The organism is Acinetobacter sp. ANC_7655, assembly GCF_056784015.1.
This window is the reverse complement of sequence record NZ_JBWYJB010000008.1, coordinates 18,720-34,898: the sequence shown is the minus strand read 5'-3', so window position 1 is coordinate 34,898 and position 16,179 is coordinate 18,720. Positions and strand designations below refer to the sequence as shown.

Annotated in this window: 16 protein-coding genes; all 16 read right to left on the bottom strand. The window is 39.6% G+C overall.

Annotation, left to right across the window (positions count from 1 at the left end; translation table 11 throughout):
- Positions 1-10: 10 nt before the first annotated feature.
- Entirely contained in the window at positions 11-655 is a 645-nt protein-coding gene (locus tag AC1M9N_RS09590) for a 4'-phosphopantetheinyl transferase family protein (RefSeq protein ID WP_481596018.1), read from the bottom strand.
- A 98-nt stretch (positions 656-753) separates the two neighbouring features.
- Positions 754-2,166 (bottom strand): ribosome biogenesis GTPase Der, encoded by a 1,413-nt coding sequence (gene der / locus AC1M9N_RS09585; RefSeq protein ID WP_035265604.1) that lies wholly within the window; start codon positions 2,164-2,166, stop codon positions 754-756.
- A gap of 170 nt (positions 2,167-2,336) precedes the next feature.
- Positions 2,337-3,485, bottom strand: coding sequence for an outer membrane protein assembly factor BamB (gene bamB / locus AC1M9N_RS09580; RefSeq protein ID WP_092767625.1), 1,149 nt, complete (start codon positions 3,483-3,485; stop codon positions 2,337-2,339).
- Complete coding sequence (locus AC1M9N_RS09575; RefSeq protein WP_481593519.1) at positions 3,485-4,186, bottom strand: YfgM family protein; 702 nt, start codon at positions 4,184-4,186, stop codon at positions 3,485-3,487. The genes bamB and AC1M9N_RS09575 overlap by 1 nt, the downstream gene beginning before the upstream one ends.
- Before the next feature lie 29 nt (positions 4,187-4,215).
- Entirely contained in the window at positions 4,216-5,511 is a 1,296-nt protein-coding gene (gene hisS / locus AC1M9N_RS09570; RefSeq protein WP_481954655.1) for a histidine--tRNA ligase, read from the bottom strand.
- Positions 5,512-5,514: 3 nt separating this feature from the next.
- Positions 5,515-6,636 (bottom strand): flavodoxin-dependent (E)-4-hydroxy-3-methylbut-2-enyl-diphosphate synthase, encoded by a 1,122-nt coding sequence (ispG, locus tag AC1M9N_RS09565; protein ID WP_092767631.1) that lies wholly within the window; start codon positions 6,634-6,636, stop codon positions 5,515-5,517.
- An 18-nt stretch (positions 6,637-6,654) separates the two neighbouring features.
- On the bottom strand, positions 6,655-7,455 hold the full coding sequence (locus tag AC1M9N_RS09560) for a RodZ domain-containing protein (protein ID WP_481589257.1): 801 nt from the start codon (positions 7,453-7,455) through the stop codon (positions 6,655-6,657).
- The gene (gene pilW / locus AC1M9N_RS09555; protein ID WP_179998933.1) at positions 7,446-8,246 is read right to left on the bottom strand and encodes a type IV pilus biogenesis/stability protein PilW; all 801 of its coding nucleotides are present in this window, start codon (positions 8,244-8,246) and stop codon (positions 7,446-7,448) included. Before pilW ends, AC1M9N_RS09560 begins: the two co-directional genes overlap by 10 nt.
- A 56-nt stretch (positions 8,247-8,302) precedes the next feature.
- Positions 8,303-9,538 carry a dual-specificity RNA methyltransferase RlmN gene (rlmN, locus tag AC1M9N_RS09550; RefSeq protein ID WP_481607943.1) on the bottom strand — a complete coding sequence of 412 codons (1,236 nt, stop codon included), beginning with the start codon at positions 9,536-9,538 and terminating at the stop codon, positions 8,303-8,305.
- A 122-nt stretch (positions 9,539-9,660) separates the two neighbouring features.
- Positions 9,661-10,092 (bottom strand): nucleoside-diphosphate kinase, encoded by a 432-nt coding sequence (gene ndk / locus AC1M9N_RS09545; protein WP_035265623.1) that lies wholly within the window; start codon positions 10,090-10,092, stop codon positions 9,661-9,663.
- Between the two features lie 109 nt (positions 10,093-10,201).
- Complete coding sequence (gene iscX / locus AC1M9N_RS09540) at positions 10,202-10,402, bottom strand: Fe-S cluster assembly protein IscX (protein WP_035265625.1); 201 nt, start codon at positions 10,400-10,402, stop codon at positions 10,202-10,204.
- Positions 10,403-10,513: 111 nt separating this feature from the next.
- Positions 10,514-11,065, bottom strand: a complete 552-nt coding sequence (locus tag AC1M9N_RS09535) for a phosphatase PAP2 family protein (RefSeq protein WP_481607944.1) — start codon at positions 11,063-11,065, stop codon at positions 10,514-10,516.
- A gap of 19 nt (positions 11,066-11,084) precedes the next feature.
- Positions 11,085-12,356 carry a glycosyltransferase family 4 protein gene (locus tag AC1M9N_RS09530; protein WP_481953616.1) on the bottom strand — a complete coding sequence of 424 codons (1,272 nt, stop codon included), beginning with the start codon at positions 12,354-12,356 and terminating at the stop codon, positions 11,085-11,087.
- A gap of 155 nt (positions 12,357-12,511) precedes the next feature.
- The gene (locus AC1M9N_RS09525; protein WP_481954654.1) at positions 12,512-13,792 is read right to left on the bottom strand and encodes a glycosyltransferase family 4 protein; all 1,281 of its coding nucleotides are present in this window, start codon (positions 13,790-13,792) and stop codon (positions 12,512-12,514) included.
- 106 nt (positions 13,793-13,898) lie between these two features.
- Positions 13,899-14,897 (bottom strand): XAC2610-related protein, encoded by a 999-nt coding sequence (locus AC1M9N_RS09520; RefSeq protein ID WP_481614140.1) that lies wholly within the window; start codon positions 14,895-14,897, stop codon positions 13,899-13,901.
- A gap of 400 nt (positions 14,898-15,297) precedes the next feature.
- Complete coding sequence (locus AC1M9N_RS09515; RefSeq protein WP_481953619.1) at positions 15,298-16,137, bottom strand: DUF2971 domain-containing protein; 840 nt, start codon at positions 16,135-16,137, stop codon at positions 15,298-15,300.
- Between the last annotated feature and the right edge of the window lie 42 nt (positions 16,138-16,179).

Genomic DNA, 16,179 nt, shown 5'->3' with positions numbered 1-16,179 from the left:
ATGGGCTTTTTTAATGTTGAGTGATTTGAATTTGAGGAATTGCAAAACCACGGCAAGAGTATTCACTTCGCCATGCGACTGTCAGCATACAATCCATGATTTCAAAATTCTGATAAGCAAATACCCCTAAGACTGGATGCTCACAAACCCCACCCATGTGTGTGGTATGGGCATTGGTATTCAACTCATTTAAGCTCATACGGATTCCCATCCCATGTGCCTTCAAAATTGCTTCCTTAATGGTCCAGACTTTAAACCAATAGCGAGAATCAAAATCCAATTCTGCCCATATCGCATATTCCAGTGGATGAAATGCATGTTTGGCTAAAGCTTCGAATCGAATTGATCGATTCAGCTCCTCAATATCCACACCCAAATCTCGAATATGATGTGATGTAACTAAAGCATAATAATGTTGACTATGACTATGGTTAAACTCAAAGTTTGAGATTTTTTTCAAAAAAGGTTTTCCATCTTTCGTTTGGTCAATATCCTCATTTTTTATTGTTCTGTTTAATTTACTTCCTAGTAAGCTGTTGCGATATTGGTAAATCATTTTTTTTCTAAGACTAATTTCTTCTGTGCGTGTGAGATTTTCAGGAACTTGAAAAAAAGAAGAAATTTTTGAAATATCAATTTGAATATGACGGGTCATAATAACGTTCTCAGTGATTCCATTTATCTTAATTTATTCGCATGATAAAAAAAGCCCAAACTTCACATTTGGGCTTTCTGGACTAAATTTACAATTGATTAACCGCGTTTGAACTTCTTCTCGGCTTTCTTAAACTTCTGTACATAACGACGTTTACGTGCCGCAGTACGCTCGTCAATTTGAGATTTACGACCTTCAAATGGGTTCTCTGAAGTTTTAAATTCAATTTTTACAGGTGTACCCTCTAGTTTATACACTTTACGGAACACGTTTTCTAAGTAACGACGATAGTCAGCTGGGGTTTTATCAACTTTATTACCGTGAATCACAATCGTAGGCGGGTTTTGACCACCGATATGCGCATAACGCATTTTAATTGCACGGCCTTGAACTTTAGGTGGATGATGCGCGTCTGTTGCATCTTTTAAGATCTCAGTGATTTTCGCTGGAGATACTTTCAAACGTGAAGATTCATATGCACGGTGGATTGAAGGATAAAGCTCACCCACACCTGTACCATGCAAAGCAGAAATTAAATGGATTTTTGCCCATGGAATAAAGTCAAAACGACGCTCAACATCCAATTTACATTGTTTGCGATCATATTCTGACATATTGTCCCATTTATTGATCGCAATCACCATCGCACGACCAGCTTCAATCGCATATCCAATCAAATGCAAGTCTTGCTCAACAATACCTTCACGCGCATCAACAACAACAACGACAACGTTGGCATCTTTCATTGCTTGTAAAGTCTTTACGATTGAGAATTTCTCAATCATTTCATCCACTTTACCTTTACGACGAACACCGGCAGTGTCAATGAGCGTATATTTTCGACCATCACGCTCAAATGGGATGTAAATTGAGTCACGTGTAGTACCAGGCTGGTCAAAAGCAACGACACGTTCTTCACCTAACAGGCGATTAACTAATGTTGACTTACCTACGTTCGGACGACCGATAATCGCTAGACGAAGCCCAGTATCTTCATCACGCTGTTCACTTAGGTCATCTTCTGGCACATCTTCAAGCACTTCTTCGAGCATTTGTTGAACACCACGCCCATGGCTTGCAGCCACTTGCATCGGTTCACCCATACCCAACTTAAAAAACTCAACCAATGCTGCCTCTGCATGGACACCATCGACTTTGTTGGCAACTAAAAATACTTTTTTACCGAGTGTACGTAACTCACGCGCAATCTGTTCATCAGAAGCTAGAAGACCTGCACGCGCATCGACAACAAAGATAATCATATCTGCTTCATGAATCGCAGTTTTAGACTGCTCTGCCATGTAAGAGTCGATCCCACCTTCGTTTTCACCGATACCGCCAGTATCTACAACGATAAATGATTTATTTTGATAAACTGCATCACCATATTTACGGTCACGAGTAAGACCGGCAAAGTCTGCAACAAGCGCGTCACGACTTTTGGTAATCTGGTTAAACAGCGTTGATTTTCCGACGTTCGGACGACCAATGAGCGCAATAACGGGTTTCATAGATTAACCTTTAACAAGATCAGCCAACTCAATTGGCCTGAGCATCAGAAACTGTGGAAGAAGTTAGACGAATCATCTACTTAAAAATAAAAATGTCGGGGTCTGAAAATTCAACACCCCGAACTTAAAATATGTATTCAGCGACTAGTTTACCATAAGCAGAGAAAAAATTAACGATTCTGCCAAATTGTAAGTGCGCCTGTACGTGTCACTGAGTAAAGCTGATTGTTCACTACACGCAACGAACGTACTTCACCACGCGTTTTTTCACGGCCAACAAGTTGACCATTTTTAGGATCTACAAGGTGGAGTACCCCCTCATAATCACCTACCACTAAATACTGACCTAACATTACGGGGTTGCTTAATTGACGGTTAAGCAATTGATCATTAGTCCATAACGGCTGACCCGTCACCAGATCAAACGATACAATTTTACCATCTGTTTGCGTGACGAAGACTTGGCGACCTGCAACTTCAGCACGATTAATACTGCTTGCATCTTCACTCCAAATCACACGTTGCGAAACTAGATCTAGTACAGTGACTTGGCCTTGATAGCTAGTGGTTACAACCAATTGTCCTGCAACGATTGGATCTGCATCCACATCAACTAAACGCTGTATATCAGAACGACCATCGCTGACTGCCACACGTCTTTGCATACGCAAAGTTCCAGTGAGACTATCAATTGCGTACACGTATGCATTTGACGAGGCCACTAACACTGTTCGTGGGTCTAAGCGCACAGGTGAAGCTTGACCGCGTAAGCTCAATTGTTCGTTTGGCATACGATAGGTCCATACTTGTTGACCTGTTTTTTCATCCAGACCAAACACCGTACCGTCATTTGCAACAACGATCACTCGACCAGTCTGAATAAGCGCCGCACTCAAAATTGCACCACTTAATTGCGCAGTCCAACGGATATCACCCGTTTTTTGATCGAGAGCAAACAGTTGACCTTTCTTGTTACCGACGATCACTAACCCATTGGCCGCTTCAACACCTGAACTTAAACCAAGCTTGGTAACTTGTTTTTCCCAGACACGCTGCTTACCTTGATATGCAGAAACCTGTCCCTTAGGATCTAAAAAGTATAAAACACCTTGATCATTCGCCATTCTCAAACGCAATGGATCAGCAGCATCCGTCGCTGAAACATTATGTGAAAAAATAGGTGCTAAGCTCACCGATTGCTGAATTTTAGGCAACGGATTAGGTTTCACCTTTTCTTCTTTCACCGTATTGCTTGTACACGCCATTAGTGCACACGACAATGTCGCTAGAACAAAAGAAATTTTATACTTTCTATCCATTAAGACTCATCCGTTTGTATATCTAAAATTGGGCGCTCAATTTCAGGATCATCTACTAATATGCCAACACTTTCGAGTTTAATTTGTAAGATTTGGCGTTCTTGTTTAGTTGCAATTAAGTTATCCCATGCGCTCTGATAAGCTTTTTTCGCATTTTCAATATCATTCTTAGCAATATAAATATCGCCACGTGCTTCATCTACAGTTGTTTTGAAAGCGGGCAAAGTCAAACCAGACAATGTTTTTAAAGCTTCATCATATTTTTTTTGTGCCAGTTGAGCATCTGCTAAACGAAGCTTAATGATGTGTTGTAAACCTTCATCTTTGATTTGAGCATTTTCAATTTTTTTCAATTCACGTTCAGCTTTGGCATAATTCTCTTGGTCATAAGCCAATTTTGCCATTACAAATTGCGTTTGAACCGCATGAATCGAATCAGGATTTTCTTTTACAATTTTTTCAGCAGTTCCATCCAAAGCAGTCGCTACTTTAGGATCAGTTGTTGCAGCTTTCGCTTCATCAACCAAGAGCTGTACTTTAGCAGTCTGTATTTGATCTTCTGCTGCGTTTTTCTTTTTCCAATATTCCCATCCGAAAAAGGCGATCAGGGCAAGAAGAATCAGCGTAATCAACGCCGATCCATATTTCTTAAAAAACGACTTTGCTGTATGCAGTTGTTCTTCGTCAGTCATTGCGCTCATATGATCGCCCTTTCCTTATGTTCTTAAATTTATTTTGAAGATAGTTTATCAATGATGAACGGCACAATGTCATTGACCGCTACTTGTGTCTGCTCTGCTGTAGCTAACTCTTTGACTGAAAGTTGTTGCGCCTCAGCTTCACGCTCACCAAAGATTAAGGCATAAATTGCACCAGACTGATCCGCTTTTTTCATTTGACTTTTCATCGAGCCTTGAGAGCCAACTTTCAGACGCACTGAACTGCTTGCAGCTTCAAGTTGATCTCGAATTTGCTCAGCCAAAACTAAAGCTTTACCTTGCGTCGCAGGATCTGCAAGTAAAAATACTTCACAATCACGTACTGGTTTATTGTCTTCTACTTGTTCTAAAAGAAGCAATAAACGCTCAATACCCATTGCAAAACCAACCGCAGGAACCGATTGATCTGGTTTACCTTTTAACTGACCCACTAAACCATCATAACGACCACCAGCACAAACCGTACCCTGTGAACCCAGATGTGTCGTCGTCCATTCAAATACAGTTTTATTATAGTAATCCAAGCCACGAACCAACTTTTGGTTAATGACAAATGAAATACCTGCATCAGTTAGATATTGCTGTAATTGTTGGAAATGTGCCAGCGTCTCCTCACCCATAAAGTCATGAAGTTTAGGCGCATTTTCTAAAATGCTTTGAGTTTTTGCATCTTTTGAGTCCAAAATACGCAGTGGATTCGTCGTTAAACGACGCTGCGAATCTTCATCTAAATCTGACTTATGTGATTCTAAAAACTCAACCAAGGCTGCGCGATAAGCTGCACGTTCATCTGACTCACCTAAAGTATTGAGCTCTAATTGAACTTTGTCCGCAACACCCATCCGTTTCCACAGACGCGCAGTCATCAAAATCAGTTCAGCATCTTGATCAGGAGTTGCAACACCAAACGTTTCTACACCAAATTGATGGAATTGACGGTAACGACCTTTTTGCGGTTTTTCATAACGGAACATCGGTCCAATATACCAAACACGCGGTGTCGCACCACGAAGCAAATTATGTTCGAGCATAGCACGTACACAACCCGCAGTACCTTCAGGACGTAAAGTCAAAGACTCAGGAGGATTACCTTTATCTAAAAACGTATACATCTCTTTTTCAACGATATCCGTTGCATCACCAATAGAACGCTTGAACAAGTTTGTCTGTTCAACCATCGGCAAACGAATTTGTTGATAGCCATAGGCATCCATCAAACCAGACAGATGCTGTTCAAGACGTCTCCAAGCTGGGGTTTGCGTTGGGAGAATGTCATTAAAACCTTTGATTGCGACGATTGAACTCATGATCTACTCAGAAAAACCTGTGCGAATAATCTCTTTTGATTTAGCTTTTTCAAGCTCGTTAACACGTTGACGAACCATATTTTCGATTTCATCAACCAATTGATTTGTGTCAATTAAATGACTCTTTTCACCATTACGATACACCAGTGAACGTGGACTTGCACCCACTACACCAATATCAGCTTCTTTAGCTTCACCAGGACCGTTGACTTTACACCCGATGACAGAAACATCCATTGGAGTACGTACATCTTCCAAACGCTCTTCAAGCATTTGCATCACTTTGATGACATTGAATTCTTGACGTGAACAACTTGGGCAAGCAATAAAGTTAATACCATTTGAACGCAAGCCCAAAGATTTAAGAATATCAAAACCAATTTTGATTTCTTCCTCAGGTTCCGCTGCTAATGAAATTCGCATGGTGTCGCCAATGCCTTCCATTAACAATCCGCCCAGTGCAATTGCCGACTTCACCGAACCAGTACGGTAAATTCCAGCTTCAGTCACCCCTAAATGTAAAGGATTGTCAATTTGTTGTGACAACAAACGATAAGCATCCATCGTCAAAAAGACATTCGATGCTTTCACTGACACTTTAAACTCTTGGAAATCCAAACGATCTAAAATATCAATATGACGCATTGCTGACTCAAGCAAAGCTTGACCTGTTGGCTCACCATATTTCTTTTGAATATCTTTTTCGAGAGAGCCTGCATTGACACCAATTCGCATTGAAATATCGTTGTGACGAGCCGCAGCAACCACTTCGCGAATTTTTGCTTCTGAACCGATATTCCCTGGGTTGATACGCAGACAATCTGCACCCAAATCTGCAACAGCCAAAGCAATTTTATAGTCAAAATGGATATCGGCAACGAGTGGAACTTGCACTTGTTTACGGATTTCTCCAAAAGCAGCAGCGGCTTCCATACTCGGTACAGACACACGCATAATATCTGCGCCAGCATCCACACAACGTTGAATTTGTGCAACTGTTGCAGCTACATCACAAGTTTCAGTATTGGTCATGCTTTGAATACTGATTGGCGCATCGCCACCCACATACACAGAACCTACGCGAATTTTACGTGTTGGTTTGCGTCGAATCGGATTCTCGATCATCGTTTTACCTTTAACCCATTAACGTGATAAACGGAATTCAGCTTTTCCGTTTACGGTATATGGTGACAATGAAATATTTTCATTATTTAAACTTAATGAAACTGCTTGAGCATCATCTAATCGAATTTGGAATGGAGACTGTCCATTCAAACTAATCGCAGTTGATTGGCGTCCAGTTGCTAAAACTTTACCCGTACTGTCAACAATGTGTACTGATGTAGGGCGGCTAAAACTGAGATTCATCGTATCGCCTGATACTGCTTCAGTCGTGCCTGTACCATTGTTTAAGGTCAGAATTTGGACATTGTTCGATTGATTCGTATCAGTGTTTAACGAATCACCTTTAGCCGCCCATTTTTGGATTGCGGAGATTAATAGCCAAGCCACGCCCAAAATAATTAACGCAATCACGATGCGTTTAATCCACTTGCGATTACGTACGCTTTTCGAGCCAGGAAGTTTCCCCATAATTTTAATTGGAGAATTGTTCAAAGCATGATTTGGCAGTAAACCTGTATCATTTTGATAGATTTCATCAAAACGTTGAATCAAAGCAGAGGCATCAACTTTGAGATACTTCGCATACGAACGATAATATCCCTTAATGAAAGTCGCTTCTGGCAACGATTTGTATTCGTCTTGCTCTAACGCTTCAAGCGTTTTTACTGGCATTTTCAAATCACCAGCAACTTTGACCAGATCACGTTGTTGAGAAATACGGATTTGACGCAAATACTCGCCAGGGCGTTGAATATTTCCTAAAGCATTAGGTGCTACGTTTGAACCAGTAGGTTGCTGTGAATTAGGATTTACTTCCATACGGCCTCAGTATTGAACTGTAATTGCAAATAACGTTGAAATTCTTGACTATTTGGAAATAAAGTACGCAACTGATTCACCAGCACATACATTCCCGTTCTATCACCATTGGCACGTGCGATACGTAAACCAATCCAGAGTGCTCGCGCACCTTGATTTTGCTGGCCAACTTTGAGTACAAATTGCTCATATAGCTGACGCGCGGCAATATTATTCTTTTGCAGATAAAATATCTCTGCTAACTCTATCATTGAAACAGTCGAGTCACGATTGACTTGCAGTGCTTGTTTGAACGTTTTTTCAGCATTCGGTATATCCCCTAGAATGAGATAAATCCGCCCAAGGTTTTCTAATGCACGATGACGTTGGTCATATCCAAGCGTTGCGCCTGCAATTGAAAGCTGTTTAACAGCATCATTATATCGCTTCACTTGATACAAATACGTACCATAGTTGTTACGTGCTTGCGCATTTTTAGGATCAATTGAAATAGCACGAGAAAAATAATGATCTGCACGTTGCATGTTGATGTCACTTCCTTCTTGCTGAAGCAACACCCCCATCATCATATTTGCAGTTGAATCGCGCGAATTAACCTCTAATGCCTGATCAAGCACACGTTTGGCAGCATCTAAATTCCCATTCCGAATATATTCAGCCGCCATTTGGGTACGAACTTTCACTGATTTCTCAGGATCCTTTTTGCTCGTATCGCCACTGGTAGTTTGGCATCCAAAGAAAAGCAATCCAGATAAAGCGACTGTCATCGTCATGACTATTTTTTTATACATCGGCTTGCTCAAATGATGCCTCCCTCTTTTTAATCATTCACATCTAAATGATACAACTAGCCTTGTGAACGCATAATTTCATTACGTTCTAGCACTTTTTTCTTCCATTGTTCTGCACGACGAGTACGGTCAGCCACTTGACCTACCAATTGACCACAAGCTGCGTCAATATCATCCCCACGTGTCTGACGAATCGTACACACAAAACCAGCATCAGACAAAGTTTTTTGGAAAGAAATGATGCGATTTCGGCTCGAACGCCCGTATGGTGCATGTGGGAATGGATTAAATGGAATCAAGTTAATTTTACTTGGTAAATTTTTCAACAACTTAATCATCTGCTGTGCATGTTCAGGATGATCGTTGACCCCGTCTAACATGACATATTCAATTGTGACATGCTTACGTGCACTTTCATTACCATCTTTAGTGATGTAACGCTGACACGCTGCAATGAGTTGCTCTAAGGGATATTTTTTATTAATTGGTACTAATTCGTTACGTAACTCATCATTGGTTGCATGCAATGAAATTGCAAGCGCAACATCGATGTCTTGAGCCAATTGATCTATCTTCGGCACAACCCCTGACGTTGACAATGTGACACGGCGTTTAGACATTCCATAGGCGAAATCATCAAGCATGATACGCATTGAATTAAGCACAGCGTCATAGTTCAATAATGGTTCGCCCATACCCATCATTACCACGTTGGTCACAGAGCGCTCACGCTCAGCAACTGGCACATCTTCCATATAGGAATAGTTCGCCATCCACAACTGACCAATAATTTCAGCCTGTGTTAAATCGCGTTGGAAACCTTGTTTTCCTGTTGAACAGAACGAACAGTCCAAAGCACAACCGACTTGTGATGAAATACATAAGGTTTTACGCGAACCCGTTTTATCCTCAGCAGGAATCAATACTGTTTCAACCAAAGAACCCGCACCATCACCTACACGAAATACCCACTTACGTGTTCCATCTTTAGAATAGTTTTTAAGCACGACTTCTGGTGCTTTAATTTCACAAATCTTTTCAAGTTTTTCACGTAATTTCCCTGAAATATTAGTCATTTCAGCAAAATCAGTAACGAAGAACTGATGAATCCATTTCATCACCTGACCCGCACGGAACTTTTTCTCCCCCATTTCCTCAAAGAATTTTTCCATTTGCGGACGTGACAGGCCAAGTAAATTCACTTTCTGTACAGTATCAGCCTGCTGTACTTGAACAGTAGTGGGCTGTTGTTCATCTAAATTGACGGATGAAGCGACAACTTCAGAATTCATGAGTATTACCTAAACCATAATGTGGGATAAAAGAACATGCTCAATTTTCAAGCAATAAAATCTTTCAGAAATAAAAAAACCAGATAAGCAGTATAGCACTTATCTGGTTTGAATACTGCGAATTAACGAGTACGTGGAGCGATCTCAGTTTGAGCGAAGAAGTAGTTAACTTCACGATCAGCAGATGCTACAGAGTCAGAACCGTGAGCAGCGTTTTCGTCGATGCTTACAGCGAAGTCAGCGCGGATTGTACCTGGAGCAGCTTCTTTAGGGTTAGTAGCGCCAAGGATGTCACGGTGAGCAAGAACTGCGTTTTCACCTTCAAGAACTGATACAACAACTGGACCAGAAGTCATGAACGCAACGAGGTCAGCAAAGAAACCACGTTCTTTGTGCTCAGCATAGAAGCCTTCAGCTTCAGCTTGAGTTAAATGTTTCATTTTAGTCGCAACGATTTTAAGACCAGCTTTTTCGAAACGAGCAAAAATGTCACCGATGTGGTTTTTAGCAACTGCATCTGGTTTAACGATAGATAAAGTACGTTCAATAGCCATGATTGGCTCCTTTAGTCAAATTGACATGAAAATTTTGGCGCATTATACCGAATAATGCGCGATTATCTGCTTTTCGCGTGTAAAAAAATGGTTTTTTTCGATCGATGAATTATCGAGCTTCGTCAATCCAAGCCATTTGAATTGCTTCTAACAATCCTTCTGTTGATTTGTTTGGATCATCTTCGAACTCTGGAAGCGCACAAACCCATGCATGAAGATCAGTAAAACGGATCCATTGTGGATCTACATCTGGATGGGCTTCATACAGTTCAATTGCGATATCAAGGGTGTCTGTCCAACGTAAACCCATACTTATTCCTAAATCATCTTTGGTAAATTCATGGCTTAATTTTAGCAAAAAGCAAATCAAGACGTACAATTATATTGCTTTTGTACGCCTTACCATGCAATCAACTTACCCTCACAATATGATATTCAATGCTGGAGCAGCCAAGATAATACCACTCGCAACCGTCGCCCCAATTAAGGCACCAACTAAAACATCAGTTGGGTAATGCAATCCCAATACCATGCGCGACAACGCAACCAAAATGGTAAATGGCATCATCATAATCAGCAAGACAGGCTCTACATAACCCAATACGATTGTTGCCATTACTGCATGCAATGTATGACCAGATGGAAAACTAAAATGATCTAGTGGTCTTTCGCCGATATGAATAACTTGGTGAACTTGGTATGGTCGTGGACGTACTGTTTTTGTTTTTAAAATTTTATAAATCAGCGTACCTAACGAAGCAGCAACAACAATATATAAAATTTGAATAGTGTATTGCGGTCCTTGCAGTAGCCACACCAACGCCACCATCATGTACCAAAAAACTCCATCTCCGAGCCGACTAATAATTTTAAATATGAGTGCAATACTTTGTGTATGCGATAGATTATTGAAATAGAGACATCCTCTTAGATCAAGATCGAGTATTTTTATTTTGGTATTTTTAAAATTCATTTCACTCTACTCCTATCCTTCAAGCCATGAGCGTTTTCTGCTGCACGACACGATAAAATGCATGTTCGAGTTGTTGAACTGGATGTTGCCATCCGACTTGTTGTACTTTTTTCATTGCTTGCATCCCCATTGCATGCAAGCGTTTGTTCTGGGGCAGATTAACAATATATTGAACCAAGGTTGCAGGCTCACCCAAAGGTGCTAACCATGCTGTTTCCGCATCTAAATACTGCTTAGCACAAGCATAATCATAAGCAACGACAGGCAATGCACTCGCCATCGCTTCAAGCACGACATTGCCAAAAGTCTCTACTTGACTGGCAAAAACAAATACATCTGCGCTTGCAAATGATTCAGCAAGATTTGTACCACTTAAGCTTCCAGTAAAGATGATATCGGTATGTTTGCTTTGACGAACCAAACGCGAATAATCGGGCCCATCCCCCACGATGACCAACTTAAATCTGCGCGTTGTTTGTGTTTTAAGTTTTAAATAGGCATCAATTAACACCTGAATTTCTTTTTCAGGTGAAACACGACCAACATAAAGCAGGACAGTTGTATTCTCACAAGCATCCCATTGTCGTCTGAGTTGCACACTTCGAAAAGTAGGTGAAAACTTTTCAACATCCACCCCAGTCTTAATCACTTCAACTTGACATGTAACACCAAAGTTACGTATCGCATCAGCCGAGTCCTGACTTGGTACACAGGTCAATTGCGTATTGTTATGAAACCATTTGAGATAGTGCTGAATCGGCTTGACCATAAATGCAAGATCATAAAAACGACTAAAGTCATGAAAAGCAGAATGAAAACCACTACTCACAGGAATCTTTTTGTTTTTTGAGAGCTGAAGTACCGCTAAACCTAATGGTCCTTCCGTCACGATATGCACCAAATCTGGTTGAAATTCATCAAAAGCTTTAGCCACTTTGCCATACTGTGGCCAGCCAAATTGCATATGGGCATACTTCGGAATGGTTTGACCATTCACCAAACACTCACGGTTCGGTGAAAATTCCGAACATATTTGTTTTTGTGAAGGTCGTACCAATAGAATTTTGTGACCAAGTTTCTGTAGACCTTTGCAAATCTGTAGTAAAGACAATGAAACACCATTCAGTTCTGGCGGCCATGTCTCCGTAACGACAGCTATTTTTAATCTAGATCGCCCCAATTGCTCAAGCACCGATACATCCCGATCGGAGTTTTGATTTTTAAATTTTAGCCTCTGGTGATCATATTGCGTTGTCGATCTAGGCAATACAGTGTCCATGATTCCCATCATCACACCTCTTTTGTATTTTTTTCATACTTTTACTTTAGAGATGGATCATTTCATTATGATGATGATTTCATTAAATACTTGTCATAATTAGAATAGATGACTGATTCACCGACCACCCTCAAACACGCGACAAGAATCTACAAATTCAAGATAACTTAGTGAAATAAAGTACGATGCACAGCAAAAAATAACGCTTGCTCAAAATCAATAACAGGTTTCAACCATCCTGTTGCAGCAACTGCAAGATGCGCTTTCTCACCCATTATTTTTAAATCGGGTTGATTCAATGTTGCTGTCATTGCTCGTTCGAACATATCTAGATCACCGAGAGGGATCAGCCATCCCGTTTCATTGTGCACAACATGCAGTTTGGCACATGCATAATCATAAGCCACCACAGGCAAGCCACTTGCCAATGCTTCAAGCGCGACATTTCCAAAGGTTTCAACTTGACTTGGAAAAATAAACACATCTGCACTGGCATATGCACATGCCAAATCATCACCAGTCAAACTTCCCATAAAAATAATATCAGGGTGATGATTCGCAAGGTCTTCAAGCCTTACTCGATCTGGCCCATCTCCGATAATTACCAATTTAGTATAATGATCAACCTCACCTTTCTTTTTCAAAAAAGTCCGAATAATCTGGTCTACTTCTTTTTCAGGTGACAACCGACCAACGGAAATCAGAACTCGTGTATGCTCATTTGCATTCCATTGCTCTCTGAGCAACTCCGATCTTTTATTCGGATTAAATAATTGGGTATCAACACCTCTCCCCACCACCCTTAACTCACCGCTTACTCCCATTTGTTTTAAAGCATGCTGTGTATCTAAACTTGGCACACAAGTCACGTCTGTCTTATTGTGAAACCATGTTAAATATTTTGAGATAGGTTTAACGAGAAAAGGAAACTCAAAGTATCGACTAAACTCTTGAAAGGCAGAGTGAAAACCACTTGAAACAGGAATATTCTGAGATTTAGCTACCATTAGACTCGCAAATCCCAATGGTCCCTCTGTCACAATATGCACAACATCTGGCTTAAATACCTCAACCGCTTTTGAGATTTTAGAAAACTGTGGCCAACCGAACTGTAAGGTGGGATATTTCGGAATCGCTTGAGCATGCACCCAACACTCTGCATCAGGTTTAAACCGTTTACATTTCACTTTGGGTTGAGGACGTATCAACAAAATTTGATGACCTCGCTTCTGCAAACCCAGACATAAATTCATCAGCGAGTTTGCAACACCATTAATCTCTGGTGACCATGTCTCAGTCACAATGGCAATTTTTAATTGAGGATGTCGTTTAGGCTGATCAGCCTCAGGGAGAAGAATAAAATCCTCAAATAACGTATTTTTTTTGATATCCAATAATTCAAAGAGTTTTTTTTGTTTTATTACTTGCATGTTTAGGAGTGCCATCATCACACCTTTTATTAATGTTATTCCTAAAATTTAAAAGAACATAATTTCAATATGATGATGGTTTCATGACAGCCTTGTCATAAGGCTCATTCAAATTTTCACATTTTTAAGGCTCTTGCTCTTGAACACGATCTACATCACTGCCTAGCTCATTCTCTTGCTTTTGACCAGAGTTAACTGGTGGTTCTTCAATCCGTTTTTCCAAGTTTTCTCCTTGAAGTGCTACAGAGGATTCTGATGATGTCCGATCTTCTAATTGTTTAGTTTCTTGTTCAGCGTTAACTGCAACTGGTTTCAAACTGCCTTCAACAATTGTATAAACCTGTCCATTAGAAAAATCGATGTGCTGTTTATCACCATGTAACAGTGGAAATCCAACGATTTGCTCGTACTGCTCTGCACGGTTAAATTTTTGTTGAACAGAATCATAAATCCAGTAAATAAAACGACGATCTTGAAGCGTTTTATCCTCTGACAGATCAGAGAGCACTACATCATAGTAACCATCAAAATTCACATCCATATAACCAATACTATTGGGAAACGCTTGAAAGCCTTCAAGTATTTGCATGCTTTTTTGATTGGCTTTGTCAAACACCTCGATACGTGTCATAAATCGTTTGAAAGGATAGTTAGCTTTAGATATGCCATAGAAATTAAAACTCACATCAGACATATTTTTTACTTTAAAAGCAGGCTCGAATTTCTTTATTCGAATCACACCCGCATGATTGACCAATGTAGATTTAAATACATTCGTTTTATAGTTAAGCTGTCCTTTCAACTCTTGAATTGCATTTGAATCATCACTCGGTTGTTCTGCTTTAAAAAGAACTTGATCGCCTTTTTGCTCCCCTTTTAATTGGATAGTGACGTTGTCTTTGAAGGAAGTAAGCGTTGCATTTGGATGAAGCACATCCATATAAAGACTCAAAAAATATTCGTTGTCTGTTGACCTCAATAACCGCTGCATTGATATGCGAACATTATCTAAGACAAGCTCAGCATCACTATTTGGCGTTTTTTGCTCAATATCAGTTGTTTGTTGCGCCCATCCACAGATTGGCAAGATCGCCAATAAGTAACATACAAACGTTAATTTCATTCCCAACCTCAATCCTTGAGTTATTAAGTGTTCTTGTTAGATACTGATTATTGTGTTTAGCTAAGCCTCTGTCGACTGCAACTTAATCTACCTGTCATTGAGTTACTTTTTAATGACTATTTTTATCATGCCTGTCGTCTTTTTTTTCAATGCATTACAAAAAGACAAGTCTCAGAATTCAAAGTTCCTAAAATATCGGTGACTTATTATCAATATCCTGAGGTTATGAAAATTATTAAAATTAGTTTTGGATTTAATCAGTAAATGGCCTAAATAGGGTTTAGCAATATAAAAATAATTTCACCAAATAAGATATGAACCTTCACTTTATATTTAGCTTTTGGGAGATATAAAAAAGGATAGAATTTAAAAATAAGAAATAGACAACTAAAATTAAGAATTAATCCAAACTAATTATTCGGCTTTGCAAAGCCCAAGTTTCTAAGTTCACACTTACACCCTTTAATGGTATTTGTCTTAGCTGACAAATCATTTTTAACTGTTCAATCCTCTCAACTTTATGATCTATGATTGGTTTGATTTTGTCTTGCTTTCTACGTTGATCAATATAAGCATTTTTTCCAACATACACTTCCACAATGGATTCTGCAGGCAATTGCAATGTATAAATTGGTCGTGTTTCCAGTTGAACTCTTCTCCAAATCTGATTATCGATTATCGCTTCAGTAAGCTTAGAAGAATGATATCCAAACTCAACAGAACTTAAATTTTTTACAATTCGGATTTCTTCCTCGTAAGCCCATTCTTGCATCTTGTATAGCAAAGCATGCTTCAATAAATCCTCCTTAGTACGCCAATTCAAGTTTTCAGAATCTCCCACAATCATTAGGTCATCAATATTGGCTTTTAAAACTCCTTTTGGAACAGTCTTTAAATATCTAAGCTCTCCTTTGGTTGAAGGTATAATAAATTTATTATCATCATCAAAACCTGCTTTTTTTGTATCTACACCAATAACTATTCCTCTATGACTATCACCATAATGTGCCCACATTAATGGATTAAGGGCAGATCTTGTTAAGCTCAAGACCGCATATTTTCTTGAGAAATTAATTCTAAATGCATTAATAGCAACTGACACTGGAACATCTAAATTATAAAAACCAAATCCTGTACATTCAAATGGGTCATTCAAATCTTCTAGATTTGAAAACCCCAAGCTATTTGTCTCTAATATTTTTAAACCCGCCTCAAAACCCACATACTTATATAAAATCATTATTCTTATCCCACAAAAAAACCCCGCTTTCGCAGGGTTTTT

What these genes read in the sequence shown, in the direction of transcription:
- AC1M9N_RS09590 (WP_481596018.1), bottom strand. Translation starts at nt 655, where the DNA reads ATGACCCGTCATATTCAAATTGATATTTCAAAAATTTCTTCTTTTTTT.
- der (WP_035265604.1), bottom strand. Translation starts at nt 2,166, where the DNA reads ATGAAACCCGTTATTGCGCTCATTGGTCGTCCGAACGTCGGAAAATCA.
- bamB (WP_092767625.1), bottom strand. Translation starts at nt 3,485, where the DNA reads ATGGATAGAAAGTATAAAATTTCTTTTGTTCTAGCGACATTGTCGTGT.
- AC1M9N_RS09575 (WP_481593519.1), bottom strand. Translation starts at nt 4,186, where the DNA reads ATGAGCGCAATGACTGACGAAGAACAACTGCATACAGCAAAGTCGTTT.
- hisS (WP_481954655.1), bottom strand. Translation starts at nt 5,511, where the DNA reads ATGAGTTCAATCGTCGCAATCAAAGGTTTTAATGACATTCTCCCAACG.
- ispG (WP_092767631.1), bottom strand. Translation starts at nt 6,636, where the DNA reads ATGATCGAGAATCCGATTCGACGCAAACCAACACGTAAAATTCGCGTA.
- AC1M9N_RS09560 (WP_481589257.1), bottom strand. Translation starts at nt 7,455, where the DNA reads ATGGAAGTAAATCCTAATTCACAGCAACCTACTGGTTCAAACGTAGCA.
- pilW (WP_179998933.1), bottom strand. Translation starts at nt 8,246, where the DNA reads ATGTATAAAAAAATAGTCATGACGATGACAGTCGCTTTATCTGGATTG.
- rlmN (WP_481607943.1), bottom strand. Translation starts at nt 9,538, where the DNA reads ATGAATTCTGAAGTTGTCGCTTCATCCGTCAATTTAGATGAACAACAG.
- ndk (WP_035265623.1), bottom strand. Translation starts at nt 10,092, where the DNA reads ATGGCTATTGAACGTACTTTATCTATCGTTAAACCAGATGCAGTTGCT.
- iscX (WP_035265625.1), bottom strand. Translation starts at nt 10,402, where the DNA reads ATGGGTTTACGTTGGACAGACACCCTTGATATCGCAATTGAACTGTAT.
- AC1M9N_RS09535 (WP_481607944.1), bottom strand. Translation starts at nt 11,065, where the DNA reads ATGAATTTTAAAAATACCAAAATAAAAATACTCGATCTTGATCTAAGA.
- AC1M9N_RS09530 (WP_481953616.1), bottom strand. Translation starts at nt 12,356, where the DNA reads ATGATGGGAATCATGGACACTGTATTGCCTAGATCGACAACGCAATAT.
- AC1M9N_RS09525 (WP_481954654.1), bottom strand. Translation starts at nt 13,792, where the DNA reads ATGATGGCACTCCTAAACATGCAAGTAATAAAACAAAAAAAACTCTTT.
- AC1M9N_RS09520 (WP_481614140.1), bottom strand. Translation starts at nt 14,897, where the DNA reads ATGAAATTAACGTTTGTATGTTACTTATTGGCGATCTTGCCAATCTGT.
- AC1M9N_RS09515 (WP_481953619.1), bottom strand. Translation starts at nt 16,137, where the DNA reads ATGATTTTATATAAGTATGTGGGTTTTGAGGCGGGTTTAAAAATATTA.